At 41.7% G+C, this 17,914-nt stretch carries 22 protein-coding genes and 1 tRNA gene; 14 read left to right on the forward strand and 9 right to left on the reverse strand.

Features of this window, described 5'->3' with window-relative positions:
* Positions 1-30: 30 nt before the first annotated feature.
* Positions 31-117, reverse strand: a tRNA-Ser gene (locus ACE1CI_RS11965).
* Between the two features lie 156 nt (positions 118-273).
* Between ACE1CI_RS11965 and ACE1CI_RS11970 the strand changes: the two genes are divergently transcribed.
* The 9 genes from ACE1CI_RS11970 (at position 274) to moeB (ending at position 7,635) form a co-directional block, all read left to right on the forward strand.
* On the forward strand, positions 274-642 hold the full coding sequence (locus ACE1CI_RS11970; RefSeq protein WP_413261811.1) for a 2Fe-2S iron-sulfur cluster-binding protein: 369 nt from the start codon (positions 274-276) through the stop codon (positions 640-642).
* Positions 632-1,162, forward strand: coding sequence for a thermonuclease family protein (locus ACE1CI_RS11975; RefSeq protein WP_496615426.1), 531 nt, complete (start codon positions 632-634; stop codon positions 1,160-1,162). Before ACE1CI_RS11970 ends, ACE1CI_RS11975 begins: the two co-directional genes overlap by 11 nt.
* Before the next feature lie 181 nt (positions 1,163-1,343).
* On the forward strand, positions 1,344-2,189 hold the full coding sequence (locus ACE1CI_RS11980) for an inositol monophosphatase family protein (RefSeq protein ID WP_413261798.1): 846 nt from the start codon (positions 1,344-1,346) through the stop codon (positions 2,187-2,189).
* Positions 2,190-2,283: 94 nt separating this feature from the next.
* Positions 2,284-3,258 carry a DnaJ domain-containing protein gene (locus ACE1CI_RS11985; RefSeq protein WP_413261799.1) on the forward strand — a complete coding sequence of 325 codons (975 nt, stop codon included), beginning with the start codon at positions 2,284-2,286 and terminating at the stop codon, positions 3,256-3,258.
* Positions 3,258-4,496, forward strand: coding sequence for an ATP phosphoribosyltransferase regulatory subunit (locus ACE1CI_RS11990; protein WP_413261800.1), 1,239 nt, complete (start codon positions 3,258-3,260; stop codon positions 4,494-4,496). The genes ACE1CI_RS11985 and ACE1CI_RS11990 overlap by 1 nt, the downstream gene beginning before the upstream one ends.
* An 83-nt stretch (positions 4,497-4,579) precedes the next feature.
* A complete protein-coding gene (locus tag ACE1CI_RS11995; protein WP_413261801.1) occupies positions 4,580-4,804 on the forward strand; it encodes a ferredoxin family protein in 225 nt (74 codons plus the stop codon).
* 160 nt (positions 4,805-4,964) lie between these two features.
* The gene (locus tag ACE1CI_RS12000; RefSeq protein ID WP_413261802.1) at positions 4,965-5,690 is read left to right on the forward strand and encodes an ABC transporter ATP-binding protein; all 726 of its coding nucleotides are present in this window, start codon (positions 4,965-4,967) and stop codon (positions 5,688-5,690) included.
* Between the two features lie 196 nt (positions 5,691-5,886).
* Positions 5,887-6,345, forward strand: coding sequence for a M67 family metallopeptidase (locus ACE1CI_RS12005; RefSeq protein WP_413261803.1), 459 nt, complete (start codon positions 5,887-5,889; stop codon positions 6,343-6,345).
* A 117-nt stretch (positions 6,346-6,462) separates the two neighbouring features.
* The gene (moeB, locus tag ACE1CI_RS12010) at positions 6,463-7,635 is read left to right on the forward strand and encodes a molybdopterin-synthase adenylyltransferase MoeB (RefSeq protein ID WP_413261804.1); all 1,173 of its coding nucleotides are present in this window, start codon (positions 6,463-6,465) and stop codon (positions 7,633-7,635) included.
* 648 nt (positions 7,636-8,283) lie between these two features.
* On the opposite strand, the gene ACE1CI_RS12015 is transcribed toward moeB, so the two are convergent.
* On the reverse strand, positions 8,284-8,406 hold the full coding sequence (locus ACE1CI_RS12015) for a hypothetical protein (RefSeq protein WP_413261805.1): 123 nt from the start codon (positions 8,404-8,406) through the stop codon (positions 8,284-8,286).
* A 475-nt stretch (positions 8,407-8,881) separates the two neighbouring features.
* Here ACE1CI_RS12015 and ACE1CI_RS12020 point away from each other — a divergent pair, with 475 nt between their 5' ends.
* From ACE1CI_RS12020 to ACE1CI_RS12030, 3 genes are read left to right on the forward strand one after another with little or no spacing between them, the layout of a single operon-like run.
* Positions 8,882-9,067 (forward strand): hypothetical protein, encoded by a 186-nt coding sequence (locus ACE1CI_RS12020; RefSeq protein WP_413261806.1) that lies wholly within the window; start codon positions 8,882-8,884, stop codon positions 9,065-9,067.
* A gap of 4 nt (positions 9,068-9,071) precedes the next feature.
* On the forward strand, positions 9,072-10,145 hold the full coding sequence (locus ACE1CI_RS12025; RefSeq protein ID WP_413261807.1) for a zinc-dependent alcohol dehydrogenase: 1,074 nt from the start codon (positions 9,072-9,074) through the stop codon (positions 10,143-10,145).
* Between the two features lie 32 nt (positions 10,146-10,177).
* Positions 10,178-10,765, forward strand: coding sequence for a hypothetical protein (locus ACE1CI_RS12030; protein WP_413261808.1), 588 nt, complete (start codon positions 10,178-10,180; stop codon positions 10,763-10,765).
* Positions 10,766-10,877: 112 nt separating this feature from the next.
* Here ACE1CI_RS12030 and ACE1CI_RS12035 read toward each other — a convergent pair whose 3' ends face one another.
* Positions 10,878-11,225, reverse strand: a complete 348-nt coding sequence (locus ACE1CI_RS12035; RefSeq protein ID WP_413261809.1) for a Dethiobiotin synthetase — start codon at positions 11,223-11,225, stop codon at positions 10,878-10,880.
* 643 nt (positions 11,226-11,868) lie between these two features.
* Between ACE1CI_RS12035 and ACE1CI_RS12040 the strand changes: the two genes are divergently transcribed.
* Positions 11,869-12,585 carry a COP23 domain-containing protein gene (locus ACE1CI_RS12040; protein WP_413266497.1) on the forward strand — a complete coding sequence of 239 codons (717 nt, stop codon included), beginning with the start codon at positions 11,869-11,871 and terminating at the stop codon, positions 12,583-12,585.
* Between the two features lie 114 nt (positions 12,586-12,699).
* Positions 12,700-13,527, forward strand: a complete 828-nt coding sequence (locus tag ACE1CI_RS12045; RefSeq protein WP_413266496.1) for a S1 family peptidase — start codon at positions 12,700-12,702, stop codon at positions 13,525-13,527.
* 4 nt (positions 13,528-13,531) lie between these two features.
* Here ACE1CI_RS12045 and ACE1CI_RS12050 read toward each other — a convergent pair whose 3' ends face one another.
* The 6 genes from ACE1CI_RS12050 to ACE1CI_RS12075 all read right to left on the reverse strand — a co-directional run bounded on the left by ACE1CI_RS12050 (position 13,532) and on the right by ACE1CI_RS12075 (position 17,850).
* Positions 13,532-13,885, reverse strand: a complete 354-nt coding sequence (locus ACE1CI_RS12050) for a DUF5615 family PIN-like protein (RefSeq protein WP_413266495.1) — start codon at positions 13,883-13,885, stop codon at positions 13,532-13,534.
* Between the two features lie 6 nt (positions 13,886-13,891).
* Positions 13,892-14,218: a DUF433 domain-containing protein gene (locus ACE1CI_RS12055; protein ID WP_413266494.1), complete on the reverse strand. Its 327-nt coding sequence runs from the start codon at positions 14,216-14,218 to the stop codon at positions 13,892-13,894.
* A 324-nt stretch (positions 14,219-14,542) separates the two neighbouring features.
* Complete coding sequence (locus ACE1CI_RS12060; protein ID WP_413266493.1) at positions 14,543-14,827, reverse strand: hypothetical protein; 285 nt, start codon at positions 14,825-14,827, stop codon at positions 14,543-14,545.
* A 48-nt stretch (positions 14,828-14,875) separates the two neighbouring features.
* Positions 14,876-16,111 (reverse strand): DUF445 domain-containing protein, encoded by a 1,236-nt coding sequence (locus tag ACE1CI_RS12065; RefSeq protein ID WP_413266499.1) that lies wholly within the window; start codon positions 16,109-16,111, stop codon positions 14,876-14,878.
* A 93-nt stretch (positions 16,112-16,204) separates the two neighbouring features.
* Positions 16,205-16,903 carry a bifunctional demethylmenaquinone methyltransferase/2-methoxy-6-polyprenyl-1,4-benzoquinol methylase UbiE gene (gene ubiE, locus ACE1CI_RS12070; protein WP_413266498.1) on the reverse strand — a complete coding sequence of 233 codons (699 nt, stop codon included), beginning with the start codon at positions 16,901-16,903 and terminating at the stop codon, positions 16,205-16,207.
* 2 nt (positions 16,904-16,905) lie between these two features.
* Positions 16,906-17,850, reverse strand: coding sequence for a response regulator (locus tag ACE1CI_RS12075; protein ID WP_413266492.1), 945 nt, complete (start codon positions 17,848-17,850; stop codon positions 16,906-16,908).
* Positions 17,851-17,914 lie beyond the last annotated feature (64 nt).

Raw genomic sequence — 17,914 nt, forward strand, 5'->3', positions numbered from 1 at the left:
TCCTGCGCCTAACGCACCCTACAGACTGAACGGAGAGGGAGGGATTCGAACCCTCGTTGAAGTTGCCCCCAAACAGCATTTCCAGTGCTGCGCCTTCAACCACTCGGCCACCTCTCCAAGGCTGTGCTTTGGTTTTTTTTCGCACCTAATTCACAAGCTTGTCTATCTTAGCATAAATTACAAAGAGAGTCTATCCCTCCGAGCGGTTTTTTTGTGAAGAGCAATTCTTCTCTGGCTCAATTTAAGATAGATTATGTCGCTCAAATGTTTGCAATGTCTCGCTTATATAAAATTCGGATTCACGATCGCCAACAGAACACCTATCATACCATCGAAGTTCCAGACGATCGCTACATCCTCCACAGCGCCGAAAACCAAGGTGTAGAATTACCATTCTCCTGTCGCAATGGCGCTTGTACCACTTGCGCGGTACGGGTGATTAAAGGCGACATCTATCAACCAGAAGCAATGGGACTATCCCTAGAATTACAGAAACAAGGTTACGCTCTCTTATGTGTGAGTTATGCTCGTTCTGACTTAGAAGTGGAAACACAAGATGAGGACGAAGTTTACGAACTCCAATTTGGTCGGTATTTTGGAAAAGGTAAAGTTAAAGTCGGTTTGCCTTTGGATGAAGACTAACACTGCCTATTTCTTTAGCCTGGTGACTGTTTGCTGTTTACTACTCTTGGGGGGTTGCCAGTCCAATAGTACTCCCCAAGGAGTAACATTGAAAGTAGAACGGATTGTCAGCGGACAAACCTTAGAAGTAATCGATCCGCAAAAACAAACTGATTCAGCTTTACGGGTGCAACTGATTGGCGTATCAGCACCAGACTTACGCCAAAGACCTTGGGGAGAAACCGCTAGAGATAGATTACAGGAAATGATTGGCGACAAACCTGTATTGCTGGAATCTGACTTGGAACCAAAAGACCAATTCGATCGACAATTAGCATATATCTGGCAAGATGGTAAGCTATTGAATGAAGAATTACTCAGAGAAGGTTGGGCTTTATTTCGACCCCGATCGCTTAACCGTAAGTACGATCAGCGCCTAGAACGCGCTCAAGAGTACGCTAGAGTCATGGGATTAGGCATTTGGAGTCCAGATCAAGCCTTGCGTCTACCTCCAGAACAATTTCGGCAACAGTACAGATAATTAACGACTCAAAATTCCCTTGATTTCCTGACGATCGGAAGCCGAACCTGCATTAATCAGCACAGGCAAAAGTTTTTGCTCAAAACTACTTGCCCATTAGCGGGTTGATAGGGGATACTTCTATCCAAGGTTGTATATTTTTCTTAATAATTATCGAGTCCTAACTTCACTTAAATTAAAGATGAGTTCTCCAACCCCAGAACAGCTACAAACCTTTCTCGATATTGCCACAGAAGCCGCTCTTGCTGCGGGTGCCCTCTTACAATCCTATTTTGGTAACTTAGAAACAGTAGAAGAAAAAGGTCGTCCGGGAGACTTATTAACAGCCGCAGATAAAGCAGCCGAAGCCGTAATTTTGGAAATTTTACATCGCCACTTTCCTGACCACGCAATTTTAGCAGAAGAATCAGGACAGTTAGGAGAACAAGAAAACAAGTATTTATGGGCGATCGATCCTTTGGATGGGACAACTAACTTTGCCCATCAATATCCCTTTTTCTCCTCATCAATTGGACTTTTAATTGCAGGAATTCCTCAAGTAGGCGCAATTTTTGATCCTTTTCATAATGAACTATTTCGTGCCGCCAAAGGTTTAGGAGCAACTCGCAACCGTCGTCCCATCAGAGTTTCACAAACATCAGAACTAAGTAAAAGTTTATTAGTAACAGGTTTTGCTTACGATCGCCAGCAGACAAATGACAACAATTACGCCGAATTTTGTCACCTGACCCATATTACCCAAGGCGTGCGCCGTAGTGGATCGGCTTCCCTAGATTTGGCTCATGTAGCTTGTGGACGCTTAGATGGATACTGGGAAAGAGGTCTTTCTCCTTGGGATATTACCGCTGGGATAGTACTAGTAGAAGAAGCCGGAGGCAAAGTAACTGCTTATGATGGCAGTCCTTTACAGATAAATTCAGGAAGAATTTTAGCAACAAACGGTTGTATTCACAACAGTCTAATCACCGAACTTATGCAAGTGCATCCCTTGTCAGATTGGGGAAAACACTTAACAACAAATGTTTAATTTACACCTAATAAAAATAACATCAGAGATATTACATCCTTTGATGTTACGAAGTACACTAGATGTATAGAACAAAATTCTGGAACAGTAAATTATGGCACTTAATATTGAACAAGGATTATTCAAGTTTGACTGCACAGACCATCACGCAGTTTTAGGCGTACCATTGGATGCTACAGCTAACGAAGTCAGAAAAAGATATCTAAAAATTTCCCGTCGCCTGCATCCAGACAGCTGCACAGCTGACAGCGAAGCCAGCAAACAACAAGCCAGTCAGTTCTTCGCTAAATTAGTCAGTCCAGCTTATCAACAACTGTTTAACGATCAAAGTCGTGCCGAACATAACGTACTGCTAACCCGGATGGGAAAACGCCTAGTCCAAGAAAGAGAAAAAATAGACCTGCAAAGTGAACTAGCCAAACAGCTATACAAATCCACTAACTTGGAACATGAGTATAAAAGTGCATTGAATAAACTAATTGAAAAACAATATGAATCAATAGACCAAATTCTGCAAAATACAGCCCAAATCAGTGAATTGAATTTAGTTTACTTAGTACGGAAGTCTAGCCAAGGTCAAAATGCCAGTAAGCCTGCGGAAGTTACTAAAGTAGCAACTCCTGCTGTCACCACACCAGCAAAAACTAACCCAGCCGCAGCCACACCAGGTAAAGTACCCCCAACCCCAGTAGCGGAAAAGAAACCTGCTAAAGTAGAACCTTCTCCTGCCGAAACCTACTGCCGTCGTGCTCAAGAGTATATCGAAAAGAACTATCCCGCCAAAGCGATCTTAGAATTGAGAGATGCGATGAAGATGGAGCCGAAAAGTAGTCGCGTTCATGCTTTAATGGCAATGGCTTACTTAAATCAAGAGCAGTTGAAAATGGCGAAAATTCATTTAGAAAGCGCCTTACAATTTAATCCCGAAGAGCCAACAGCAATAGAAGTGAAAAAACGCATCGATTTAATCGAGAAACGTACTGGTGTGCGTACAGCAGCAGCAACTAAAAAGCCTGAAACAAAGGCTAGCGGCGGTTTATTTGGTTTGTTTGGTGGGAAGAAGAAGTAATGGTACATCAACCACCTGCGGGGGCAAGGGATTTATTGCCCCTCGACGTTACTCAAAAACAATGGATTGAAAACCGCTTACAGCAGGTTTATCATCGTTGCGGGTATCATCGGATTATTACCTCCACAATAGAGCGGTTGGATACTTTAATGGCAGGTGGTGCCATCAACCGCTCCACAGTATTACAATTGCAAGCGGGAACCGAAGAAGAAAGTTTGGGACTGCGCCCGGAATTAACTGCTAGTATTGCCAGAACAGCAGTTACTCGCATGGCAGGAGTCAGTTATCCCCAGCGACTCTATTACAACGCTAATGTTTTTAGAAGGGCAGAGAAAGGTAGCTACAGCGGACAGCAAGAATTCTACCAAGCGGGAGTAGAATTAATTGGCGCAGGCGGGTTGCTGGCAGATGGGGAAATTTTACTGTTGCTGGCAGAATGTTTGTTTCAGTTAGGGTTGAGTGGTTGGCATTTGGTATTGGGTGAGGCAGGACTTACTCGTAGTTTGTTGGCACCTTTTCCGGGTAAGTTGCAGGAGAAAGTCAGACGAGCGATCGCACATCTCGATCGTGTAACCTTAGAAAATCTCCCCCTATCTGATGAGCTCAAAGAACACGCCCTGATGTTACTCGACTTACGGGGAAAACCAGCTGATGTCCTGCAAAAAGTCGCCAACTTAAAACTAGACCCTGCTGGAGAAGAAGCACTTAATAACCTTAAATCCCTAATAGACTTACTAGAACAAGGTTTGCCTAACTTAGCTGGACAAACAAACCTTACTTGCCAAGTCACACTCGACTTGAGCTTAATTCAAACATTCAACTATTACACAGGCATAGTATTTGAAGTCGTCGGCGAAACAGATACCGGAAAACATATTTTGGGACAAGGAGGACGTTACGATCGACTTTTAACCCTCTACCATCCCCAAGGAAACAGCGTTCCCGGTATTGGTTTTTCCTTAAATATTGAAGAGTTATACCAAGTTTTACTCCCCACCGGACAGTTACCCGCAGAAACACCCACTAGCGAATACTTAGTCGTTGCCCAAACACCCGCAGCTTTTGCCTCTGCTTTCGCTTACGCCCACAGTTTGCGCTCCTCAGCCGAATTAGTCAGAGTAGAATTAGACTTAGGAGGACGTGACGCAGAAGAAATTCGGGAATATGCCCGCCGTCGCTGCATCCCCAAAATTGCTTGGGTAAAAGAGTCCGGTTCCCCAACTCTAGAAACACTCTAACCCAAAAAGCATTACAATTCTTAATTGTTAGTTTAACCAAAAACTGCTAAACAAACTCGTCTGTCGAATTTACAAGAGAGAGAATGCCACACACAATTGTTACGAATACCTGCGAAGGCGTTGCTGACTGCGTAGACGCTTGTCCCGTAGCTTGCATCCATGAAGGCCCAGGCAAAAACGCCAAAGGCACAGATTGGTATTGGATAGACTTTACCACCTGCATTGATTGTGGTATCTGCCTGCAAGTATGCCCAGTAGAAGGTGCCATTGTTCCCGAAGAACGCCCAGAACTACAAAAAACACCGTAAGTTTGGGGACTCTTGACTCTTGACTAGGGATTAGGGACTGGGATTCCTTACAAATCCTGCATTTTCCGAATTAATTAGGTTTACCAATCAAAATAAGTACCTGAAAGCCAAAATCTCTAACAGGTCAATCCAAAATCTAAAATCTAAAATCTAAAATCGAATGAGTAACCCATTATTAGAAGTAGAAAATGTCTACGCAGGATATGTCAAAGACCTAGACATCCTGCAAGGAGTCAACTTTAAAATATACCCCGGCGAATTAGTCGCAGTCATCGGACCCAATGGTGCCGGAAAATCTACATTAGCCAAAACTATTTTTGGGTTACTCACTCCCCACCAAGGAAAAATTACCTTTAAAGGCGAAAACATTGGCGGGTTAAAATCAGATCAAATTGTGCAACGGGGAATGTGTTATGTACCCCAAATTGCTAATGTTTTCCCTACTTTAACAGTCGAAGAAAATTTGGAAATGGGGGCTTTTATTCGCAATGACTCCCTGCAACCATTAAAAGATAAAATTTACGCAACTTTCCCCGCTTTAGCTGACCGTCGCCGCCAACGGGCGGGAACTCTTTCCGGGGGACAAAGGCAAATGTTGGCAATGGGTAGGGCTTTAATGTTACAACCCAGTTTGCTGTTATTAGATGAACCTTCGGCGGCTTTGTCTCCCATTTTGGTTAATAATGTTTTTGAGCAAATTCGCCAAATTAATAGCGGCGGAACTGCGATCGTCCTCGTAGAACAAAACGCCCGCAAAGCTTTGGAAATGGCACATCGCGGTTATGTCTTGGAGGCAGGACGCGATCGCTTCACAGGCCCCGGCTCCGATCTCTTAAATGACCCCAAAGTAGGCGAACTTTATCTCGGTGTTAAAACTGTTCATTAAAGTTTTGTTAATTTTTTGTGACGACCCAATTTTGTTACTGGGGATACACCTTTGGTTTGCGCTAGGTGGTATATTTTAGAATAATGGGATGGTTGTAATTTTTTTATTTTGGCAAATCTCCGATTATATGAGAATCAAAACCTAATATAATAATATCAGGAAACAGCCCAAAAACAACATAAATTTTGCCAATTTAATGATTAAAATTCCTGCCGAACATCTACAAACGATTTGCACCCACGCCGAAAGAACTTATCCCGAAGAATGTTGCGGGATCGTATTAGGAAAAATAGGAGATGGAGAGAAAACAGTAGTGGAAGTTTGGGAGACACTAAACGCTTGGGAAGAAGAGAAATGGGCAGAGTTTCCGGCGAGTGGAGGAGTTAGGGGGAAAGAGAGGACATTTGCGATCGCACCACTAGACATCATCAAAGCACAAAAGGCAGCACGCGATCGACAATTGCAGATTGTAGGATTTTACCATTCGCACCCAGACCATCGGGCGATTCCTTCGGAAATGGATCGTGCGATCGCTTGGGCAGTGTACTCTTATATAATAGTCTCCGTGTCAAAAGGGAAAGCTCATGAAGTGAGAAGTTGGTGTTTAGACGAAGCGCATCAGTTTCAGGAAGAGGAACTTTTCACCAACGTTTAAGACAAAATGTAAAAACCACGAAGACACGGTAGCGCAGCGATTCGCGATAGCGAATTAGGACACGAAGGATACTTTTTTGATAAGATCTTAGATCTGCTTTTTGCTATAAAGATTGCCATGCTCAATCCTAATTTGGATCAAGTCCAATTATCCAAAGAAGAATACGAAAGATATTCCCGACACCTGATTTTACCGGAGGTAGGGCTAGAAGGGCAAAAACGCCTAAAAGCTGCCAGCGTCCTCTGCATCGGGACAGGTGGACTAGGTTCCCCATTACTGTTGTACCTAGCAGCAGCGGGAATTGGCAGACTGGGAATAGTTGACTTTGATATAGTCGATAGTTCCAACTTACAACGCCAAGTCATTCACGGCACCTCTTGGGTAGGAAAACCCAAAATTGAATCCGCCAAAAACCGGATTTTAGAAATTAACCCCAACTGTCAGGTTGATTTATACGAAACTCGCATTAGCGCCGAAAATGCCCTAGACATCGTTAAACCTTACGACATTGTGGTGGATGGAACAGATAACTTCCCCACCCGCTATTTAGTTAACGATGCTTGTGTATTGTTGGATAAACCAAACGTTTACGGTTCCATCTTCCGCTTTGAAGGACAAGCTACCGTATTTAACTATGAAGGTGGCCCAAACTACCGTGATTTGTACCCCGAACCCCCACCGCCAGGAATGGTTCCCTCCTGTGCAGAAGGCGGCGTTTTAGGGATTTTACCCGGAATTATTGGCGTAATTCAAGCCACAGAAACTATCAAAATTATCATCGGCAAAGGTACAACCTTAAATGGAAGATTGTTGCTGTTCAACGCATTGGAAATGAAATTCCGCGAGTTGAAACTGCGCCCAAATCCGATTCGTCCAGTAATTGAAAAACTGATAGACTACGAACAATTCTGCGGGATTACCCAAGCTAAAGCAGAGGAGGCGAAACAGCAGATGGAAATGTCAGAAATGACTGTCAAAGAATTAAAGCAACTGCTAGATAGTGGTGCTGATGACTTCGTTTTGATTGATGTTCGCAACCCCAATGAATACGATATCGCTAAAATTCCTGGTTCAGTTTTAGTGCCTTTGCCAGAAATTGAAAGTGGTCCCGGTGTGGAGAAAGTGAAAGAATTACTCAACGGTCATCGCTTAATAGCTCATTGTAAAATGGGTGGGCGATCGGCAAAAGCTTTGGGTATTTTGAAAGCAGCTGGAATCGAAGGCACTAACGTCAAAGGCGGCATCACCGCTTGGAGTCGCGAAGTCGATCGTTCCGTTCCTGAATATTAATAGGGGACTGGGGACTAGGAAAGATTTGAGTTGTAGGGGCGGGTTTAGTAAGTAACTTTTCTTTTTCACAGACAACCTTTCAACAAAACCCGCCCTTACAAAGTTTTTTTGCTTCCCTGTTTCCCCGCTTCCCTGCCCTCTACCTCTCAGAAAGAATTTAAAGTTTTATGACAAATTCCTTTCGGTGTTAACTTCTGCGGGAATAAGGGAATATTAGAAATAGGGAAGACAAGTGACAGTTCTTCTGCCCGGTCTTCCCCCAGGGATGAAATGATTTCGGGATAGCTGAGTATATTAAAGTCTATATTTCTTCATATTCTGCTGTAGGAATGCCTCTGTGCCTACAGCAGAATTATTGTTTTTAACCCACATCTTGCATCATTATCCAGGTAACAAATTTTATCGTTATTATACAGACACAACTTTTGCTAAAAATCCTTTATATCAAGGTTTTTCAGGCAAAAATTATAGATAATTTTTCTTAACTACTAAACTAATCTTTCTTTAGGTGCAAGTATTGTTATTGCTGTAGCTGCTAGACTGCCACCTTAGTTATAGATGAAGCAGTTGTTTAGTTATAATAAACCTCCTGTTCTGTCAAGGTCACTAAGGCTGGAAATTTTAGATAACATAGTATTAGTAACTTTACTAGTATCCGCCAAAAGAAGCAGATGCGTAAACATACCTATATCTTTGAGTGTAGCGATCGCCTGAATAAGTAAATACCATTAACTGTGGTGCAAAAAAACGCATTTTGTCATAAGTAAACATACATAAAAATGTATGGGGATCAATTTAAATCATATCATATTAAGAGATTTTACGTAAAGGATCAGAAAATTTTAAATTATCCTAAAGATAGATGGATTCCATAATTGGACTCTTTAAACTATAAAAGTAATCAAATTCTCAGGTGTTGATCGAGCGGTGAGCAAACAAGGAGAGGAAATTGTTCCTATTAAACAAATCTCCCTTTGAGATAGTTAAAGGTAATAAAAACCAGGTATAAAAATACACTTTTGTTAATAGGTAAAATAGTCCTTTCCTAGAACAGTCAACTAAGAATTTGCAGCAATTTTTAAAAAAGTTTATCTAGGCGGTGAGTTAAGTTATGAAGCGACCAATGAGCAACTAATTTAGCAAGAAGATCACAAAGAATGGTCGGTTTCATTTACTCAATTTCATTTCATCCAGTTTATTTATCCAGCGATTTAATTTACAAAATTTTTGAAGAGAGGCAAATACAATGAATAACCGCAGTAACTCTTGTCCATTTTGTGGCAGTTCACTGCTGCGTCACATTCGCCATCAAGGTATTTATTGGTTTTGCAGCAGTTGTCATCAAGAAGTGCCTTCTCTGACTTCAATGGTGATGTCCCGTCGTGATAAAGTAGGACAGCAGTCACGTCCGCTCACGGCAGTGGGTTCCTAAAGTTTTGCTAGGTGCGGTACTTTACGGTCAAGAAGATTTACGTTTGGAATCAGTAGCAGATCCGATCGCTGATTCTGAGGAGATAATTATTCAAGTGGGAGTAGCAACCACCTGCGGTACCGACTTGAAAGTATGGCGCAGGGGTGGTCATGCTAAAATGTTGCGACCACCGACGCTATTCGGTCATGAAGCAGCAGGTAGAATTGTGGCGATCGGCAAAGATGTCCAAGGTTGGCAAATAGGCGATCGCGTAGTCGCCAACAACTCCGCTCCCTGCATGAATTGTTTCTTTTGTCAACGTCAAGAATATTCCCTTTGCCCGAATTTAACTTGGAATAATGGCACATTTGCCGAATATTTAAAGATTCCAGCACAAATAGTTAAACATAATTTATTACCAATTCCAGATGATTTACCCGATGCGTTAGCATCAATGACCGAACCTCTAGCTTGTGTATTGCATGGAGTGGCAAGGTCGAATATTAAACAAGGCGATCGCGTGGTAGTAATTGGAGATGGTGCGATCGGTTTAATGTTCGTCAGCGTCATTAGTCATTGGTCATTTGTCATTGGTGATATATCATCAGTCGAAAAGAAAGTTGAAGTAATGCTTTTTGGTGGGAACGATCGCAGATTGGAAATAGGCAAAAAATTAGGGGCAACTCAAACATTTAATCATCATCACATAACTGATATTCCCACAGTAGTTAAAGAACTAACAGAAGGATGGGGTGCGGATGTGGTGATTGAAGCTACAGGAGTTCCGGCAGTTTGGGAAAGTGCGATCGCTTGCGCTCGTCCCGGTGCTACCGTTAACCTATTCGGAGGTTGTCCGCGAGATACTACCATCACCGTGAATACAGAACAACTGCATTACAGCGAATTAACTATAAAAGGCGTTTTTCACAACACACCCAAATATGTGAGGGAAGCACTTGCACTCTTAGCAAGTCGCACCATACCCTTTGAACTACTCATTAGCGAACATCGTCCCCTCAAAGATTTAGAACAGGTGTTTCAAGATATGAAAAATCGTAAATCAATTAAAGTAGCAATGTTGCCGAATATGGCATCCTAGAGGCAAATCAAAAATCTATTTTGTGCTGACTTATGAAAGCTAAGGGTTTGTTAATGTTAGGGTTGGGAATAGCGATCGCCCTTTTTTGCGATCGGGCAAACGCCTTACCAGGACAGACAACAGCAGAAGTTGCCGCTTGGATCAAAGGAAATCCCACCCTAAGTCCCTATAGCGGACAAACACTACTAGTACACAGAACCGATACACCCGCCCAAAGATTCACCTTTGAAGCTTCCGTATTAGCACCAGGTTTAGCAACACCACCAGGAGATCCCGGCATTGTTCGCACCGAAAGAATCAACCTGTTTGACATGATTAACGGTGTCACCCCCAACCGTCTCCAAGAATCACTACGCATCATCTACGGGTTAGAGATTTACCAAGATTTCCAACAAGCGCGAGTAATTTACTCTTACCCAAATCCCGCAATGGTACAACAAGCACGCACCTTAACTTTACCCTTACAAGAAGCACTCAAAGGCGAACTAAGATTAGGATCGCGTTTTGCCTACTGGGTAGAATTTCCCCAACCCCAAGACGGTAAACCAATCATGGGCAAAATCACCATCTTACTCAAGAGTGACTTAGACAAACTAGAAGCACAACTCCGCAACCGTTAAGGGGAGATGGGGAGATGGGGGGATGGGGGGATGGGGGGAAAATAATTTAACTAACTACCTCTTCAACTCTTCTTTCCCGTTCCCTGTTCCCTGTTCCCTGTTGCCTTCTGCCTTAACTTTGCCAAGTACCGGAAAAAATACTTCTGACAGCGGCATCAATCCGGTTTAAATCTTCATTGAGCAAAAAAGGCCACTCAACCCCGGCACGAAGTCCCTTTTCGTACAGGCGACGACTCTCAAAACTCAGCAAATGCAAGGCATTCACTAATTCTTTGTCCAAATTGGTCTCATCCTTTAAAGCATCGAAAACCATTTTCAACGCTAATAATATAGATGTCTGCTGTCCTGGTACTGGTGACTTCTCCTGACTCAAGCGCATCAGAAAGTCGTCAGGATTTCGCTGGGTTTCCAGGGCAGTTCCCTGATTAATGAGGAAATTTCGGGCTGTTTTGTAATCCATTTTCTCGCTATTCCTTTCTGCCCAAATTTTACCCCCTGAGTGAGAGGGTTTATACTCATTCACCTTTAAAAATGGTTATAAGTTGGTTGTGAACGCTTGAGCGTTCTAGCACTCAAGTGCTGACAACAAACAAAAGAAAAGTTGGTTGTGAACGCTTGAGCGTTCTAGCACTCAAGTGCTGACAACAAACAAAAGAAAAGTTGGTTGTGAACGCTTGAGCGTTCTAGCACTCAAGTGCTGACAACAAACAAAAGAAAAGTTGGTTGTGAACGCTTGAGCGTTCTAGCACTCAAGTGCTGACAACAAACAAAAGAAAAGTTGGTTGTGAACGCTTGAGCGTTCTAGCACTCAAGTGCTGACAACAAACAAAAGAAAAGTTGGTTGTGAACGCTTGAGCGTTCTAGCACTCAAGTGCTGACAACAAACAAAAGAAAAGTTGGTTGTGAACGCTTGAGCGTTCTAGCACTCAAGTGCTGACAACAAACAAAAGAAAAGTTGGTTGTGAACGCTTGAGCGTTCTAGCACTCAAGTGCTCACAACGAACCTAAAATAATTTGTTGATTGCGGAACATTTGCCAAAATCAGTAAGTCAAATAAAACAAATAGATGAGATGTAAATGAAATAGTTAATGGTGTATTTCTCATGAAATTTAAATTCTTGACGCAAATTTTTCTATCTACTCTCGCTTTATCTAGCACTTTTGCTATAACAAATCCGGTAAAAGCTCAACAAACAGTACCAGCAGAAAGATTGCCAGCAGAAAGATATCCCGAAGAAAGTGTCACGCCCGATCGACAAACTGATTTAACAACTACCTTTGAATGTGTTACTGAAGGTAGAAGTTATGCCACAGTTGCCCGCAGAGGAGAAAGAGTTACTTCACCAATCCTTCTTTGGAGAACTTTCGAGTTTGGTAGTCAATATACTCCCGAAAATCGTTGTCGCCTGGTGTCCGATCGCTTAACCAGAGCAGTTGGTGAAAATGGCGGAAGATTAACTAATTTAGAACTAACAACTGGTAGAGTGAATAATTTACCCGTCATTTGTTACACCAATGGTGGGCAATCTGCTTGTAATTCCAGAAATTTACTCCTAACTTTGGATAGTCGCAATGCCAGCAACCCTAATGCAGCTTTGGATAATTTACTAAACTTTGGTGTTAGCGGTTCTGGTGCGCCAGTGGTTTCTTTTGCTCCTTCTTCAGGAATTAATCGTCGTCCATCTTCAACTCCAAAACGAGTTAGTTTGGAAAGAATTGTTAATGAAGCTTTTGAGGACAAATATGGCGACGCTCAAACACCTGTTGTGCGCCCACAACCGCCCGTTTCTCGCCCTCGACCTGGAAATAATGGTATTTAGGAATTGGTAATAGGTTGTGAGATTTCTACCACCAACAAACCTGGGAGGTTTTACACTTCCCAGGTTGGTCATTTTTTGGTATCTTAAAAATGTTATTTAGGGAATTAAACGCTTGTGGTGTGGTTGTTATTCTGGCTGTTTTCTCATCAATCTTTAGCTGTCAACTTGGGTGCGATCGCTTTTCTACCAACACCGTTAGTATCAGGAAATCCAGCCTATCTGGAAAATAAAAGCCATACTAAGTTTTCCCAAAACTTAGCAGTAAATAATGTTTCTATACCGGAAGTTGCTAGGCAAGTAACTGTGAGAATTTTCTCTAATTCCAGTGCTGGTTCTGGGGTAATTATTAGCCGCAAAGGACAAGTTTACACAGTCCTTACTTGCGATCATGTACTAAATGAAAAATCTAGTAATAATTATACAATTTTAACTTCAGATGGGCGTACTTATCCGGCTCAAAAGTTAACTTACCCTGAGTTTGGAGATGATGATTTAGCGATAGTACAATTTACTAGCCCGCAAATTTACCAAGTAGCAGAAATGCGAAATTCTGATGCTTTAGTAATGGGAGAAGCGGTATATGCGGCGGGTTTTCCTAATTGGTATTGGATTAATCCGAAAGCAATAGAAAGCACCCGTGATTGGGGAACTAGGGCTTTTCGGTTAACTAAAGGAACTTTGGAAATGATTTCCGATCGCTCGCTCCCCAGAGGTTATCAATTAGGCTACACTAACGAAGTAGAAAATGGCATGAGTGGTGGGCCAGTTTTAGATCAAAATGGGCGATTAATTGGCATTAATGGCAGATTGAAATTTCCCCCCCAAGGGATTGCTGTTTACAGATTTGCCGATGGTACAATGCCATCAGCAGCAGTTTTTCAAAGAATGGAATCCTTGAGTTGGGCAATCCCAATTGGTACTTTCCAGCGATTATTCAGGTAAGATTTTAAGATAATGGCAAGTAGCGTATTTGTCCTGACCATTCACCGTCATAGCTACATTCTGCTAATAGTAAAATGTCAGCAATGACGCGATCGCTATTCACCTCAACGCTAACAGCAAAGATTCCCGGCATCGCTAATCCGGCAGCAACTCTTTGATTAGCAAATTCAGTAATGGTTGTGACATCATGAGTCAAGAGAATTCTTCCCTCTTGACTAGCCCACTCTAGCAGTTTATCATCGTCTTTTACCGAAAAATTAATATCTTTAATCCAGAGAATATCTAATTCTGGTTGACGATTTTGTAACTCTTTAATGATGTGGTAATTAAAATTTTCGTCAGCGACAAATCGCAGCATATTCGATCATGAACTCCGACGTGCTAAAAGGCGATCGCGCACACCCTGATCGGCAAAATTAGCTTCATTTAGTTCACGAATTTCCCTAGCTTGTTCTTGCCGTTCTTGTAGATAAGCATCAACATAAGGGCGATGTCGTAAATAAAACACTATTGTCGCATACACATCAACTAATTGCAAAGATGGATATTGCGATGCAATTTCTAAGGCAGTTTTTCCTTGATTAAAAGTAACGACAATTGTGTCAAGAGTTACTCGCGTTCCTTTAACTCGCACTACTCGATCGTCACCAATTTCCAGGGGAACAGGTTCATCGGGGAAGGAAATAGACATAGTATTTAACTTAGAGGGTTTAGTTTTTAGAGTATACTTGCACTTAAGGTTATGGCTGTGATTTGACTCACAAGTAAAAATTAATGTGAGATTAGCAAAATATTGAATTGACGATCGGATTTTACCTAGTGAATCAGACATTAATATAGCACAGGTTAGCAGTGAAATTTTGGCGGCCTATTTACCAAGGAAAGAAAAGTGTTGTTGTGGTTAACTAGATGAATTGAAAATTACCATAGTTAGGTAAGTTTTATTCACGGGTAAATAATAGTAAAAGTAGTTCCTTTTCCCGGAATTGAATTAGTAGTAATTAACCCTCCTAGTTTATTCAATTCTGTACGAATTATGTCCTTGTTGGTCAAATTTGAACGGACGATCTCTGACGATTTCCAGATATTTTCCTAACTTATGGGCGGTTTTTTCAATGCTTTTGATATTTAGCACTTCTGCCCCAACTTTAAGTGACGCGACAGCACGCAGTATTTGATTTAGCGATTCCGCGTCTTTCGCCACTTGCAAATTTAGCAAACCTTTTTCAATTACATAAAGGTGGTCTTTGGCATTTTCGATAAACTCTTTGATGAATTCTTGTCGATCGTCTAGCTGCATAGTAAATTTTAATGCTGCAAAACCTTAAGAGATGTACATAATTTTACACTATTGTTGAATAAACAAAATTACTGTTTGCATCAACCCGACAATAAAACCTAAAATTCCGCCTAAATTGACGATCGCTTGCAATTCACTCCTCACAATTCCCTGAATAGCTAACTCTAAATCTTTGGGAGAAGTTGCTTGCACTCGTTGAATAATTACTTGGTCAATATTTAGAATCGGAATAATTTGTTCCACAATATTTTCTAAATCTCGCTCTAAGTAACGTTCTAAAACTAAAGCTAATTCCTTACTTACAACTGTCAAAGAAGAGTTGACAACGGGGGAATTTCGCAATCGATTTAAGATAATATGAGTAGTGCCTTCCCAGTTGATCGAATCACTTAAACCTTCCATTAATTCTACACCACGTTCTTGCACGTAACTGCGAATACTTTCGCGCATAGTTTTACGTAGTTGGCGCACTGTGGAAATAGGGAGATTTTGCAAAGATATATTTTGTAACCATTCTTGCAAGCGTTGTCTAACTGCAAAAGATTGAGTTAATTCAGATAACCTCTGATTTGCTTCTTCTTTTTCATCCAGACAATAAGTTCGCAAACGACTTAAAGTGTTTTTTAACCCGAATAAATTGGCAACTACCCAATAAGTTCCACTAGTTTCGCCGCGAAACTTTTCATCTATTAGTTGGATGTTGCGATCGGTCAGAAAATCAATTATCGCCACCCGCAATACTTCGGGAGGCAAAACTACCTGTAAAAGCCAATCAGCTAATTGATTTGCTTGTTGTTCGCTGAGTCTGAATTCTAATAAAATTTGGTCAAATATTTGATTTAATTGGGGTTCTAAAAAATCTTCCCGACGCGCTAAAACTTTTAGTAATCTGGGTAAAGATTGACCTAGTAAATCTCGCAGGATTCCGGCAATTACTTTCACAGTTTTATCTTCTTTATCTGCTGATTGCAGTTGATCTAAGGCTAACCGCAACAACCAGAGAATTACCCCTTGAACTCGTTCCGTTTCTAACAGACGGCGCGCTAACTTTTGTAATTCTTCGGGGGTTAATAGTGACCCCATGATCGTATCAGAAACTCGCTTTGCCAAGCGTTCCTGATTGGCGGGAATTAAACCTGGTGTAAAAGGTAACTTTCTCTTACCTATATATTTAGCTCTATAGGGACGAAACAGCATTTTAATGGCTATATCGTTGGTGAAATAGCCAATGATTGCACCAAGTATGGGAGGACTAATATAAAGCCAGAAATTAGAGAGATTCAACTGGGTGGTAATTGGTAATTGGTAGTTGGTAATTGGGGAGTTGGTGCAAAGTATGAGTTTTGACTGACTAGCCAACACCCCATTACTTTTATTTTATTTTGTAATTCGTAAAACTCCCATGATCCCACCAGCTATCTGATAATGAGTAGCATTGGTAAATCCGGCTTGATGAGCTAGGTTTACTTGCTGCTGACCTTGGGGAAATTTGTCTAAACTGGGGCTAATATAGGCGTATTCTTCAGTTAAGCCGAAGTGTTCAGCAGCAGTAACTACCACATTTTTAAGATACCACTGCTGGAAGTTTTGCATTACGGGATTATAAGGACGATGAAAGTCGAGAATTGCGGCAGTGGCTCCGGGTTTGAAAACGCGGTATAATTCACGCAGACATTGGGGAATGTCGGTGACGTTACGCAAACCATATCCCATTGTGGCGCAGTCAAAATGATTGTCGGGAAAGGGAAGTTGCAGAACATCTGCTTCTACCCAGTCGATCGCCAATGGTGGATAATGATTTTGGGTGCGTTGTTTGGCGATCGCTAACAATCCCGCAGAAAAGTCTACCCCAAACACTTGACCAGTATTTCCCACCTGACGCGCTAAAATCTGACTGAGATCGCCACTACCACAACACAAGTCGATACAAGTGTCGCCAGTTTTAGCTTGACTCCATTTCACCGTCATCAGTTTCCAAACTCGATGTTGTCCCAGACTTAACCAATCGTTGAGATTGTCGTAAACTGGAGCAATATTGTTGAAGATGGTTTGAATTTCACTCTTTCGATCGGTCATCATTAGGCAGCTTTGGTACTGGTGAGAACTAGTGCAACTTGTTGAGCACAAAGATGAATTAGTTTAATTTCATCTTCTCGCAGTTGGCAAGGACTTTTCCATTGCAAGGATAAAACTGCCATGACACGATCTCGGTAAATAATCGGCACTATAATATGTGCTTGAATACCGGATGCGGCGTAATGACTGACTTCTGACAAGTTAGCATCGGCGGGGACGTTTACCGATCCTTGTAATTGTTTGTTAGCGATCGCATCTTTAACTAATGGATCTTCTGCTAACCAATTTTCGCTCGGACTATCGGCACTGTAAATACCTTGAGCCGAATTTAAAGAATTGTTTTCTACTAGTTGCAAAATACAACCATCTGCGGCAAAATTTTCCCCAAAGGCGATCGCGATCGGTTCTAAAGTTTCTTCCACTTTTGTCGCTGCTTGGGCTACTTGAACTATAGTGGAAAGCAAAGCCATTTGTGCATTAGCACGACGCAGTTCTTCTGTCCGTTGTTTGAGTAATTCGTAAGTCTCGGTAGCACGTTGCACTACACCTTTGAGTTCTAAAGGGTCCCAAGGCTTAGTAATATATTTATATACTTGTCCAGAATTGATTGCATCTACCAAGTCTTCTATATCAGTGAATCCGGTGAGGATAATTCTTACAGTATCAGGAAATTGAGGAACAGTTTTACTTAAGAATTCTGTCCCTTTCATTTCTGGCATTCTTTGATCGGAGATAATAACAGCGACTTCGCCTTCAGTTGCTAATACTTCCAATGCCTGAATCCCACTTTCTGCTTTCAGGACTTGAAAATCTCGTCGGAAGGTACGATAAAGTAAATCCAAATTATCTGGTTCATCGTCTACAACCAACATTTTGGCTTTTTTACGTCTTTCTGAACTCATAAGTTGACGAAGTATACTTTCTAATTCTGGAACGGCATTTTCCATAAGACTTGAATCTAATTTTGGCAGTTAATGTAAAATTCGCGATCGCATATCTCTGAATCGTAAC

It is taken from the genome of Floridaenema flaviceps BLCC-F50 (genome assembly GCF_041929275.2).
Taxonomy (GTDB): domain Bacteria; phylum Cyanobacteriota; class Cyanobacteriia; order Cyanobacteriales; family Aerosakkonemataceae; genus Floridanema; species Floridanema flaviceps.

Coding starts and splice junctions, on each gene's coding strand:
- ACE1CI_RS12035 (WP_413261809.1), bottom strand. CDS start 11,225: ATGGATTACAAAACAGCCCGAAATTTCCTCATTAATCAGGGAACTGCC.
- ACE1CI_RS11995 (WP_413261801.1), top strand. CDS start 4,580: ATGCCACACACAATTGTTACGAATACCTGCGAAGGCGTTGCTGACTGC.
- moeB (WP_413261804.1), top strand. CDS start 6,463: ATGCTCAATCCTAATTTGGATCAAGTCCAATTATCCAAAGAAGAATAC.
- ACE1CI_RS11975 (WP_496615426.1), top strand. CDS start 632: ATGAAGACTAACACTGCCTATTTCTTTAGCCTGGTGACTGTTTGCTGT.
- ACE1CI_RS12050 (WP_413266495.1), bottom strand. CDS start 13,885: ATGCTGCGATTTGTCGCTGACGAAAATTTTAATTACCACATCATTAAA.
- ACE1CI_RS12015 (WP_413261805.1), bottom strand. CDS start 8,406: ATGTTTACTTATGACAAAATGCGTTTTTTTGCACCACAGTTAATGGTA.
- ACE1CI_RS12030 (WP_413261808.1), top strand. CDS start 10,178: ATGAAAGCTAAGGGTTTGTTAATGTTAGGGTTGGGAATAGCGATCGCC.
- ACE1CI_RS12040 (WP_413266497.1), top strand. CDS start 11,869: ATGAAATTTAAATTCTTGACGCAAATTTTTCTATCTACTCTCGCTTTA.
- ACE1CI_RS12060 (WP_413266493.1), bottom strand. CDS start 14,827: ATGCAGCTAGACGATCGACAAGAATTCATCAAAGAGTTTATCGAAAAT.
- ACE1CI_RS11990 (WP_413261800.1), top strand. CDS start 3,258: ATGGTACATCAACCACCTGCGGGGGCAAGGGATTTATTGCCCCTCGAC.
- ACE1CI_RS12020 (WP_413261806.1), top strand. CDS start 8,882: ATGAATAACCGCAGTAACTCTTGTCCATTTTGTGGCAGTTCACTGCTG.
- ACE1CI_RS11970 (WP_413261811.1), top strand. CDS start 274: ATGTCTCGCTTATATAAAATTCGGATTCACGATCGCCAACAGAACACC.
- ubiE (WP_413266498.1), bottom strand. CDS start 16,903: ATGACCGATCGAAAGAGTGAAATTCAAACCATCTTCAACAATATTGCT.
- ACE1CI_RS11985 (WP_413261799.1), top strand. CDS start 2,284: ATGGCACTTAATATTGAACAAGGATTATTCAAGTTTGACTGCACAGAC.
- ACE1CI_RS12055 (WP_413266494.1), bottom strand. CDS start 14,218: ATGTCTATTTCCTTCCCCGATGAACCTGTTCCCCTGGAAATTGGTGAC.
- ACE1CI_RS12000 (WP_413261802.1), top strand. CDS start 4,965: ATGAGTAACCCATTATTAGAAGTAGAAAATGTCTACGCAGGATATGTC.
- ACE1CI_RS12005 (WP_413261803.1), top strand. CDS start 5,887: ATGATTAAAATTCCTGCCGAACATCTACAAACGATTTGCACCCACGCC.
- ACE1CI_RS12075 (WP_413266492.1), bottom strand. CDS start 17,850: ATGGAAAATGCCGTTCCAGAATTAGAAAGTATACTTCGTCAACTTATG.
- ACE1CI_RS11980 (WP_413261798.1), top strand. CDS start 1,344: ATGAGTTCTCCAACCCCAGAACAGCTACAAACCTTTCTCGATATTGCC.